Genomic DNA, 1,819 nt, shown 5'->3' on the forward strand with positions numbered 1-1,819 from the left:
GTGGCGATTACCCCGGCGGCGGCAGGCCTGGCCACTTCGGCGGCGCTCAGGGCGTAACCGGTGTCGCTGTCGTTGACGGCCGCGGCGAACACGACGCCCAGGACGTCTCCGCTTTCGGACAACAGGGGTCCACCGGAGTTTCCCGGCAGCACCCGTCCACGGACCGCGTAGATGTCGCGCAGGACGAGGCCGTGCGAGTAGATGTCCGGGGCCTGGGCGGTCTGATGGTCGCGGACACGCGCCGCCACAGTGGTGTATGGCCCGTCCTGGGGATAACCGGCGATCACCGCGGCGTCTTCGGCCGCGGCCGGTGGGTTTGTCCGGAACCGCAGCGGCGGCCGTTGCAGGTCCGGCACGCGGAGCACGGCGACGTCCCGGTCGGGGTCGAACAGGACGACCTCGGCCGGCAGGGTGCGCGAGGCCAGCACGACCACCGGACGGTGCACTCCGGCTACGACGTGCGCGTTGGTCATCACGCGCTGCGGGGCGATGACGAATCCGGATCCCTCGACCCGTTTGTCGCAGGAGCTGGCGACGCCACGGATCTTCACGATGCTCGCCGCCGCGTTGCGGACCCCGGCCGTCCGGGTGGAAGCGGGATCGGGCGGATCGGCAGCGACGATGCGCCCGCCGCCCAGCCCGGCGAAGACCTCGGGGAAGCCGTTGTCGTCAGCCAGTTGGCGCAGGTCGGCGAATGCACTGCGGACCTCGTTGGGCATCCCGGCGTCCACGGTGGCGAGGATCCGCGATTCCCGGACCGAGTGGGCGAGGGACTCGAAGGGCGATCGATCGACGGCCGTCGCCAGCAGCCAGGCGACAAGAACCACCGATAAGCCGGAGAGCACCGCACCCGCGGCGGCATCGACGGCCCTGCCGGGGCGCCAGGTCACCCGGTCCCGGCTGGCGACCCCGATCGCGGTGCCCGCGACCTGCCCGACCAGGGCGAGACCGAGCACGGCCAGGAGACCGACCATGGCGCCGTGGCTCTCCTGGCCGATCAGTTCGGCGAAGGGCTTCGCGACCTTGGCACCGAGCACACCACCGCCGAGGAAGCCGACGAACGACAGCGCGCCCACCAGGAAGCCCTGCCGGTACCCGGAGATCGCGAAGAGTACGACGAGCAGGAGAAGAACGATGTCCAGGACGTTGAGCACGGCGGGCGTCGGTTCGACTCAGAGGATCTTCAGTGTGGCTGTCATGTTGGGATGCAGAGTGCAGACCACCGGGTAGCTACCCGGTTTCGTCACGGAGAAGGTGATGCTCTGTGACTCTCCCGCGGAGACGATGCGCGTGTGTGCCTCGGGAATCCGCGGAATGACGAAGTTGTGCGGCGGGGACTGCGGCGCGACCGAGAAGTCGACGCGGATCCGCCCCGGCCTGGCCACCAGTTCCATCGCGGAGAAGTGCAGGTTCGGCAGGCCCGTGACGGCGAAGATCTGCAGGCCGCCCGCTCCCTCGGTGGGAGTGAGGGAGGGCCCCGTCGACGTGCCGTCCTTCCCCGAGCCTCCGCAACCCGCGGCGCCCAGGAACAGACCGAGTGCCAGTCCGAGAGCTACCGTGAGCCGGCCCAGCCGGGTTGTCCGCCTGGTCCAGCCCGTCCGGTCCATCCAGGTCACCCGAGCGGGCGGGTGCTGGGTACCACCCGGCCGTCGTGACCGCCCCTGCCGGGAGGAGTGGATGGACGGTCGCGGTCCCGCATGGTCACGGTCCGCGGTGCTGGTCATCAGCTGTGCCTCTCGTCGCAGGGCGATGCCGGTGCCGCCGGCGGGCTGGACCTGTCCAGTGGACCGGACTGTAGCGGTGGGTGGGGCGGTGCCGG

General features: G+C 70.6%; 2 protein-coding genes. Both read right to left on the reverse strand.

Annotated elements, in window-relative coordinates; translation table 11 throughout:
* Window positions 1–1,154 (reverse strand): MarP family serine protease (locus tag AC08OO_RS05575; protein ID WP_476618293.1); only part of this gene is annotated, 1,154 nt, incomplete at its 3' end.
* Between the two features lie 18 nt (window positions 1,155–1,172).
* Window positions 1,173–1,819 (reverse strand): cupredoxin domain-containing protein (locus AC08OO_RS05580; protein WP_476618294.1); only part of this gene is annotated, 647 nt, incomplete at its 5' end.

The organism is Frankia sp. CeCAU1, assembly GCF_977971845.1.